This is a genomic window from Streptomyces sp. (genome assembly GCF_031181705.1).
GTDB lineage: Bacteria > Actinomycetota > Actinomycetes > Streptomycetales > Streptomycetaceae > Streptomyces.
In genome coordinates, this window is the sequence record NZ_JAPSKN010000199.1 from 1 (window position 1) to 7,448 (window position 7,448).

The following is a 7,448-nucleotide window of genomic DNA, read 5'->3' on the forward strand; positions in this document are numbered from 1 at the left end:
ACGGCCTCTGTGTACAGTGGTGCCGCCTCGCGCGCGGCGTCGTGGCGCGCGTGCCTCCTTAGCTCAGCTGGCCAGAGCAACGCACTTGTAATGCGTAGGTCGTCGGTTCGAATCCGACAGGGGGCTCCCTCAATGCCCAGGCCGGGTCGTCCCGGACCTGGGCTTTTCGTTCAGGCGGCGGGCCATGTCCAGTTGGGCGGGGTCGAGGGGGCGGGCGTCCTCGACGTCCCAGAGGGCGTTCTGCAGGAGGCGGCCGAGGGTCCAGGCGTGGGCGCGGGCGCGGTCCAGGGCGAGGATGTCGGTCATGGCGTCGAAGCGCCAGTGGAGGTCGTCCGGGTCGTAGCGGCCGGCGAGGGCCGGCCACAGCTCGAAGCCGGGGTCGCCCGCCAGGGGCTTGGGGTCGATGGCGAGCCAGGGGGCGCGGTCGCAGGCCAGGACGTTCTCGTCGTGCAGGTCCCAGTGCAGGAGGCGGTCGCCCGGTTCGTCGGCGACCTCGCGGACGGCGGCCGCGCAGTCCGCGATCAGGCCGCGTGCCGCGGGGTCGGGGACGCGGGCCAGGGCCCGGGGTGTCTGCTCGAGCATCTCCCGGGCGATGCCGCCGAGGCGGCGCATGCCGGGTGGGGCGGGGAACGAGGTGAGGTGGGCGAGGAGCCCGGCGATGGTGACGACGGCCTGGCGGGGGTCCGCGACGTGGGAGAGCATGCGGGTCTCGTCGAGGCGTTCCAGCAGCATGGTGCCGGTGGGTTCGTCGTGGTCCAGGAGACGGACGGCCCCGTCGCCGTCCCAGCAGCGCAGGGCGACCGGTTCGCCCTCGCTCTCCTCGTCGCGGATCTGGAGCTTGAGGACCGCGGGCGTACCGTCCCGGCCGCGGACCGGGAGGACCAGGGCGGACACGCCGTGCAGGGGCGGCCCGTCCGGGGTCAGTGCCCAGTGGTCGAGGAAGCGGGCCGTCAGGTCCGGCAGCGCGGCGATGAAGGCGCGGCCCGCCTCCCCGTTGTACTTCTCCTGTGACGCGGCCAGTTCCCGGGGAATCTCGATCACCTGCGGCACGGTAGTGGGGTGTGCCGGGAGCGTCAGGTGAATAAGGCGGGGAAGCGGTCGCTTCCGGCCGGGGCCGGGCCTCGGTCAGGGCTCCAGGACCACCTTGCCGATCGTCCCCCGGTTCTCCAGCGCGCGGTGCGCCGCGGCGGCCTCGGCGAGCGGGAACCGCTGCACGGCCGGGGTGAGCCGGCCGGCCGCGGCCTCGGCGAGGGCGCGCAGTTCGAGGGTGCGGACGGGGTCGGGGCCGCCCGCCCTGCGCAGCATCACGGGGCCGAGGACCTGCTCCGACACCCCTTCGACCAGGTAGGGCCCGCCCTCCTTGATGCCCTCGCCGGACCAGCCGAAGACGATGTGCCGGCCGCCGGGGCCGAGCAGGGCGACGGCCTCGCGGGCCACGTCGCCGCCCACGCCGTCGAAGACGACGGTCGCGGTCCGGCCGCCGAGGTGGGCGCGGACCTTGCCGGGCCAGTCGGGGTCCGTGTAGTCGACGGCGAGGTCGGCGCCGCCGGCCCGCACCCGGGCGGTCTTGACCGGCCCGCCGGCCAGTCCCACGACGGTGGCGCCGGCGTTCTTCGCGTACTGCACGACAAGGGTGCCGATGCCTCCGGCGGCCGCCGGGACGACGGCGACCGAGTCGGGGCCGAGGTCGGCGAACTGCAGGATGCCCATCACCGTACGGCCCGTGCCGATCATGGCGACGGCCTCGGCGAAGTCCAGGCCGCCGGGGATCTCGTGCAGGCGTCCGGCCCCGGTGACGGCCAGTTCGGCGTAGCCACCGGGGACGAAGCCCAGGTGGGCCACGACCCGCTTGCCGAGCCAGCCCGGGTCGACGTCCGCGCCCAGGGACTCGACGACGCCGGCGACCTCGCGGCCGGGGATGGTGGGCAGGGGCGTCGGCTCGTTCGCCGGGCCGCCCGGCACGCCCTCGCGCAGGGCCGCGTCCAGGAGGTGGACGCCCGCCGCCCGTACGGCGACACGGACCTGGCCGGGGCCCGGGCGGGGGTCCTCGACCTCTTCGTAGGTGAGGTTCTCGGCCGGGCCGAAGGCGTGCAGGCGGATGGCGCGCATGGCGGCTCCTCGTGTCGTCGGGGTCTGCCCGTGGCGGTCGTCGGCCCCAGCCTTCGACCTCAAGCTTGCTTGAGGTCAAGCTCGCGCCGCCCGAGGGCCAGGGAGACCGCCGTCAGGGCGCTGTTGAAGGAGACCTCCGACAGCACTCCGGGGGCCGCGACCTGGTCGCCGGCGAGGTAGACACCGCCGCCCCGGTCCACGGCGGGCCGGTCGCGCCAGCTGGTGCCGGGCAGGTCGACCGCGCCCGTACGGCCGTTGGCCACGGCGTCGCGCCGCCAGGTGACCCGCTCGCGCCAGCCCGGGAAGCCCAGGTCGAGCAACTGCTCGGCACGGGCGGTGCCGTCGGCCTTCGACTCGTGCGGCGCGATGGGGATCTGGCCCTGGATCAGCTGCTCGCCGGCCGGGGCGAGCGTACGGTCCTGGGCGGTGAACCGTTCCAGCCAGCCGGGCGCGTCCAGGTCGGAGACCGCGAAGGCGTCCCCGCGGCGGGTGCGGACGGCCAGGTCGACCAGGACGGTACGGCCGCTCGGCCAGGTCAGGGAGTCGTCGCCGAGCAGGCGCCGGGCGGCGTCCAGGGAGGTCGCGACGACCACGGGCGTGTCGGTGGGGAGCGCGTCGACGCGCGACAGGGTCTCCATCCGGACGCCCAGGTTCCAGGCGTGGGCGGCCATCCGGTCGATGAGGGAGGCCCAGCCGCCGCGCGGGTAGTGCGCCTCGGGCGGGAGCTTGGTGGCGCGGCGCAGCCGCTCCTGCACGAAGGCGGCCGACAGCGATCCGGGGTCGTGGTGGAAGAGGGCGACCGCGGAGTAGTGGGCGGCGGCGCGGGCGCCCTCCTCGCCCGCGATGCCGGTGGCCCAGGTGAGGAAGTCGACGTCCACGGGCGCCTGCCGGGCGGTCCGGCGCAGCAGCTTCAGCATCGGGAAGGGCGGGGTCCGGCGCAGTACGCCGTGGTGGCGCAGCCGGAGCCGGGCGGCCTCCAGCGGCGGCAGCGGGGCGAGCGGGCCGATGAGGTCGCGCTGCCTGAGCCAGGCCCAGTGCGGGCCGCCGTTGTACAGGGCGTGCGGCCCCTCGTTGGTCCGGTAGGGGCCGTCGGCGGTGCGGGCCCGGCCGCCGAGGGTGTGGTGGGCCTCGTGGACGGTGACCTTGGCGCCCGCCTCGGCAGCGGTGATGGCCGCGGTCAGTCCGGCGAAGCCGCCGCCGATGACGGTGATGCGGTGCATGACTGGGGGTCTCCCCTCGATCGGCCCTCGCGGGTCGCCTGTCCGTTCTCGTGAGTACGACGGGCCGGGGCCACGGCATGTGACATGGCGGTGTCCGCGCGGGTCGGGGGCGTTGTCAGTGGCGGGGTGCAGCATGGGCGCATGGCGAGGAGAGCGGTTGGCGGTGCGGGTGTGAAGGGGGCGCGGCGACCGGAGGTGCGGCTGCCCCCGCTGGAGCCGTACGAGGGGGGCGGACTGGAGCCGGACGGGGACTACGACGGGCTGGAGTTCCGGGAGCGGGACCTGACCGGGCAGGACGGCTCGGGCGCGCGGTTCATGGACTGCGCCCTGACGGGATGCGTCCTGGAGGAGACGCGGCTGCGGCACGCCCGCGTCCTGGACTCGGTCCTCAACGGCGTCCGGGGCGTCGGTACGGACCTCGCCGAGGCGACCCTGCGGGACGTGGAGCTGACCGACGCCCGGCTCGGCGGGCCGCAACTGCACGGGGCGGTGCTGGAGCGGGTGCTGATCCGCGGCGGCAAGATCGACTATCTGAACCTGCGCACGGCGAGGCTCAGAGACGTCGTCTTCGAGGGCTGTGTGCTGGTCGAGCCGGACTTCGGCGGGGCGCGTCTGGAGCGGGTGGAGTTCACCGACTGCGTGCTGAAGGGGGCCGACCTGCACGCGGCGACCCTGGTCGACGTCGACCTGCGCGGGGCCGCGTCCCTGGAGATCAGCCGGGGCCTGGACCGGCTCGCCGGGGCGGTGATCAGCCCGGCCCAGCTGCTGGATCTGGCGCCGGTGCTGGCGGCGCAGTGGGGGATCCGGGTGGAGGGCTGAGCCCCGGAAGGCTCGCCGGGCTGCGGGCGGGTTACGGCAGGCGGGGGAAGCGGGCCTGGAGGGTCCAGATCGCCGGGTTCTCCGCTAGGTCGTCGTGCAGGTCGGTGAGGTCGGCGATCAGGTCGTGCAGGAAGTCCCGGGCCTCGCGGCGCAGTTCGGCGTGGGAGACGGTGAGCGGGGGTTCCTCCGCGCGCATCCAGTCGGCCTCGATGTCCACCCAGCCGAAGCGGCGCTCGAAGAGCATCCGGTCGGTCGACTCGGTGAAGTCCAGCTCCGCCCGCTGCGGCCGGGACGCCCGGGAGCCCGCCGGGTCGCGGTCGAGCCGCTCCACGATGTCGCACAGGGCCCACGCGAAGTCGAGCACCGGCACCCATCCCCAGGCCGTGGACACCTCGTGGTCGGTCTTGGTGTCCGCCAGGTAGACGTCACCGCAGAACAGGTCGTGCCGCAGGGCGCGGACGTCCGCGCGGCGGTAGTCGGTCTGCGGCGGGTCGGGGAAGCGGTTGGAGAGGGCGTAGCCGATGTCGAGCACGCAGGTGATGGTGTCACGCGACCGTAGGATCGCGGGCGTGGCCCGATCTGTACGACTTGTTCCCGCCCTGCTCGCCTCCCTCCTCGCCCTCACCGGCTGCGGCGGCGGAGTGCACGGCACCCCGGGCGGCTCCGGCGTACGCGACCCGTTCTTCCCGAAGGCGGGCAACGGCGGTTACGACGTCTCCCACTACGGCCTGCGCCTCGCCTACGACCCGGACGCGCACCACCTGACCGGCACGGCCACCCTCACCGCACGGGCCACCCAGGACCTCTCCGCGTTCAACCTGGACCTGCTCGGCCTGGAGGTGGAGAAGGTCACCGTCGGCGACGAGACCGCCCGTTTCAACCGAGCGGGGCAGGAGCTCACGGTCCGGCCGCGCGAGGACGTCGACCGGGACGAGACGTTCCGGGTGACCGTCCGCTACTCCGGCGCGCCCGGGACGGTCACCGACCCGGACGGCTCCCTGGAGGGCTGGCTGCGCACCGCGGACGGGGTGCTCGCGCTGGGCGAGCCGACCGGGTCGATGACGTGGTTCCCCGGCAACCACCACCCCTCCGACAAGGCGGCGTACGACCTCACGGTGACCGTGCCGCAGGGGCTGCGGGCCGTGTCCAACGGGGAGTTGCGGGCCGAGACGACCGCGCGGGGCCGGACGACGTTCGTGTGGCACTCCTCCGAGCCGATGGCGAGCTACCTCGCCACGCTCGCGATCGGCCGCTTCGACATCGGCCGTTCCCGGGCCGGGGGCGCACTGCCCGTGTACACGGCCGTGGACCCGGCCGAGGCGGCGGCGAGCCGGCCGGTGCTCGGGCGGATCCCCGAGGTGCTGCGCTGGGCGCAGGGGTGGTTCGGGCCGTACCCCTTCTCCTCCGCCGGCGCGATCGTGGACCACGCGCCCGACCTCGGCTACGCACTGGAGACCCAGACCCGGCCGGTCTTCCCGGGCGCCCCCGACACCACGCTCCTCGTCCACGAGCTGGCGCACCAGTGGTACGGCGACTCCGTCTCCCCCGGGAGCTGGCGGGACATGTGGCTCAACGAGGGCTTCGCCACGTACGCGGAGTGGCTGTGGGAGGAGGAGCACGGCGGGCGCAGCGCGCAGGAGACCTTCGACGCGCTGTACTCCGGCGACTACTTCGCCACGGCGGAGGCCGGTGAGGCCGTCTGGGCGTTCCCCCCGGCGGACCCGCCGAGCGCCGCGCGGATCTCCGACCCGCCGGTGTACTGGCGGGGCGCGATGGTGCTGCACAAGGTCCGCCAGACCGTCGGGGACGAGGAGTTCCGGCGGATCCTCAGGGGCTGGGCGGCCGAGTACCGGCACGGGAACGCCACCACGGCCGACTTCACGGCGTACGTGGAGAAGCGGGCGCCCGGGGAGGACTTCAAGGCGATCTGGGACGACTGGCTGTACGGGGAGGGCAGGCCAAAGCGGGCCTGAGAGTGCCTGAGCGCGCTGCGCCCGGGCGGCGGTAAGGGCCTCGTGGCGGCTTGTCGCGCGGTTCCCCGTGCCTCTGAGGGGGAGGGCCCCCGGGCCGGTCGTCCGGCCCGGGGGACTTGCCTCACATGGCTCGGGCGTCCGTCAGACGTTCACGCCGAAGTCCTGGGCGATGCCGACCAGGCCCGAGGCGTAGCCCTGGCCGACGGCGCGGAACTTCCACTCGGCGCCGTTGCGGTAGAGCTCGCCGAAGACCATGGCCGTCTCCGTGGCGGCGTCCTCCGACAGGTCGTAGCGGGCGATCTCGGCGCCGCCGGCCTGGTTGACGATGCGGATGTAGGCGTTGCGCACCTGGCCGAAGTTCTGCGAGCGGTTCTCGGCGTCGTAGATCGAGACCGGGAAGACGATCTTGTCGATGTCGGCCGGGAGGGCGGCGAGGTCGACGTTGATCGCCTCGTCGTCGCCGGCGCCCTCACCCGTGCGGTTGTCACCGGTGTGGACGATCGTGTTGTCCGGCGTCTGCTTGTTGTTGAAGAAGACGAAGTGGGCGTCCGAGTAGACCTTGCCCTGCGTGTTGACCGCGATCGCGGAGGCGTCGAGGTCGAAGTCCGTGCCGGTGGTGGTGCGGACGTCCCAGCCGAGGCCCACGGTGACGGCGGTCAGGCCCGGAGCCTCCTTGGTGAGCGAGACGTTGCCACCCTTGGACAGGCTTACAGCCATTGTTGGGAGTCCCTTCCCTCGTTTTGTGCGGCAGAGAAGCTGCGGCACCGAAGCTACAGCTACCCCCTCCAACGTGGAGAGGGGTACGCGAGGTTCCAGGTCCTTTACTTTCTTTACCCGGAATATTCGGGTGACGTGGACCGGACAGGAGCGGGAACATGGACGGCATGTCCGGTCCCCATGTCATCCGCGGCTCCGTCTCCCTGCCCGAGGCCGAGCTCATGTGGCGTTTCTCGCGTTCCTCGGGGCCGGGCGGGCAGCACGTCAACACCAGTGACTCCAAGGTGGAACTGAGTTTCGACCTGGCCCGGACCGAGGCGCTGCCCGCCGTGTGGAAGCAGCGGGCGCTGGAGCGGCTGGCCGGGCGGCTGGTGGACGGGGTCGTCACCGTGCGCTCCTCCGAGCACCGCTCCCAGTGGCGCAACCGCGAGACCGCCGCCGTACGCCTCGCCGCGCTGCTGGCCGAGGCCACCGCGCCCCCGCCCCGGCCCCGCAGGCCGACCCGCGTCCCGCGCGGCATCAACGAACGCCGGCTGCGGGAGAAGAAGCAGCGCTCGGAGACCAAGCGGGGCCGCTCCGCGCAGAACTGGAACTAGCGCAGAACTGGAAC

General features: G+C 73.6%; 8 protein-coding genes and 1 tRNA gene. 4 read left to right on the forward strand and 5 right to left on the reverse strand.

Features of this window, described 5'->3' with window-relative positions; translation table 11 throughout:
• Positions 1-52 precede the first annotated feature (52 nt).
• A tRNA-Thr gene (locus RIN80_RS25160) sits at positions 53-126 on the forward strand.
• A 3-nt stretch (positions 127-129) separates the two neighbouring features.
• On the opposite strand, the gene RIN80_RS25165 is transcribed toward RIN80_RS25160, so the two are convergent.
• The 3 genes from RIN80_RS25165 to RIN80_RS25175 all read right to left on the reverse strand — a co-directional run bounded on the left by RIN80_RS25165 (position 130) and on the right by RIN80_RS25175 (position 3,329).
• Positions 130-1,050: an aminoglycoside phosphotransferase family protein gene (locus RIN80_RS25165; protein WP_375141810.1), complete on the reverse strand. Its 921-nt coding sequence runs from the start codon at positions 1,048-1,050 to the stop codon at positions 130-132.
• A 75-nt stretch (positions 1,051-1,125) separates the two neighbouring features.
• On the reverse strand, positions 1,126-2,109 hold the full coding sequence (locus RIN80_RS25170; RefSeq protein WP_309097935.1) for a zinc-binding dehydrogenase: 984 nt from the start codon (positions 2,107-2,109) through the stop codon (positions 1,126-1,128).
• A 59-nt stretch (positions 2,110-2,168) separates the two neighbouring features.
• Positions 2,169-3,329, reverse strand: coding sequence for an FAD-dependent oxidoreductase (locus tag RIN80_RS25175; RefSeq protein ID WP_309097936.1), 1,161 nt, complete (start codon positions 3,327-3,329; stop codon positions 2,169-2,171).
• A gap of 141 nt (positions 3,330-3,470) precedes the next feature.
• Here RIN80_RS25175 and RIN80_RS25180 point away from each other — a divergent pair, with 141 nt between their 5' ends.
• Positions 3,471-4,148, forward strand: coding sequence for a pentapeptide repeat-containing protein (locus RIN80_RS25180; protein ID WP_309097937.1), 678 nt, complete (start codon positions 3,471-3,473; stop codon positions 4,146-4,148).
• Positions 4,149-4,179: 31 nt separating this feature from the next.
• Here the strand turns inward: RIN80_RS25180 and RIN80_RS25185 are convergent, their stop codons facing one another.
• Positions 4,180-4,680, reverse strand: a complete 501-nt coding sequence (locus RIN80_RS25185; RefSeq protein ID WP_309097938.1) for a hypothetical protein — start codon at positions 4,678-4,680, stop codon at positions 4,180-4,182.
• Here RIN80_RS25185 and RIN80_RS25190 point away from each other — a divergent pair.
• Complete coding sequence (locus RIN80_RS25190) at positions 4,670-6,121, forward strand: M1 family metallopeptidase (RefSeq protein ID WP_375141811.1); 1,452 nt, start codon at positions 4,670-4,672, stop codon at positions 6,119-6,121. The two genes, RIN80_RS25185 and RIN80_RS25190, sit on opposite strands and share 11 nt — an antisense overlap.
• A gap of 141 nt (positions 6,122-6,262) precedes the next feature.
• Here the strand turns inward: RIN80_RS25190 and RIN80_RS25195 are convergent, their stop codons facing one another.
• Positions 6,263-6,838 (reverse strand): TerD family protein, encoded by a 576-nt coding sequence (locus RIN80_RS25195; protein ID WP_309097939.1) that lies wholly within the window; start codon positions 6,836-6,838, stop codon positions 6,263-6,265.
• Positions 6,839-6,996: 158 nt separating this feature from the next.
• Here RIN80_RS25195 and arfB point away from each other — a divergent pair, with 158 nt between their 5' ends.
• A complete protein-coding gene (gene arfB / locus RIN80_RS25200) occupies positions 6,997-7,434 on the forward strand; it encodes an alternative ribosome rescue aminoacyl-tRNA hydrolase ArfB (protein ID WP_309097940.1) in 438 nt (145 codons plus the stop codon).
• The last annotated feature ends 14 nt before the right edge of the window (positions 7,435-7,448 follow it).

Bases quoted from the DNA above. Each gene is read 5' to 3' on its own strand.
- RIN80_RS25170 (WP_309097935.1), bottom strand. From the start codon at position 2,109: ATGCGCGCCATCCGCCTGCACGCCTTCGGCCCGGCCGAGAACCTCACC.
- RIN80_RS25175 (WP_309097936.1), bottom strand. From the start codon at position 3,329: ATGCACCGCATCACCGTCATCGGCGGCGGCTTCGCCGGACTGACCGCG.
- RIN80_RS25180 (WP_309097937.1), top strand. From the start codon at position 3,471: ATGGCGAGGAGAGCGGTTGGCGGTGCGGGTGTGAAGGGGGCGCGGCGA.
- RIN80_RS25190 (WP_375141811.1), top strand. From the start codon at position 4,670: ATGTCGAGCACGCAGGTGATGGTGTCACGCGACCGTAGGATCGCGGGC.
- RIN80_RS25195 (WP_309097939.1), bottom strand. From the start codon at position 6,838: ATGGCTGTAAGCCTGTCCAAGGGTGGCAACGTCTCGCTCACCAAGGAG.
- arfB (WP_309097940.1), top strand. From the start codon at position 6,997: ATGGACGGCATGTCCGGTCCCCATGTCATCCGCGGCTCCGTCTCCCTG.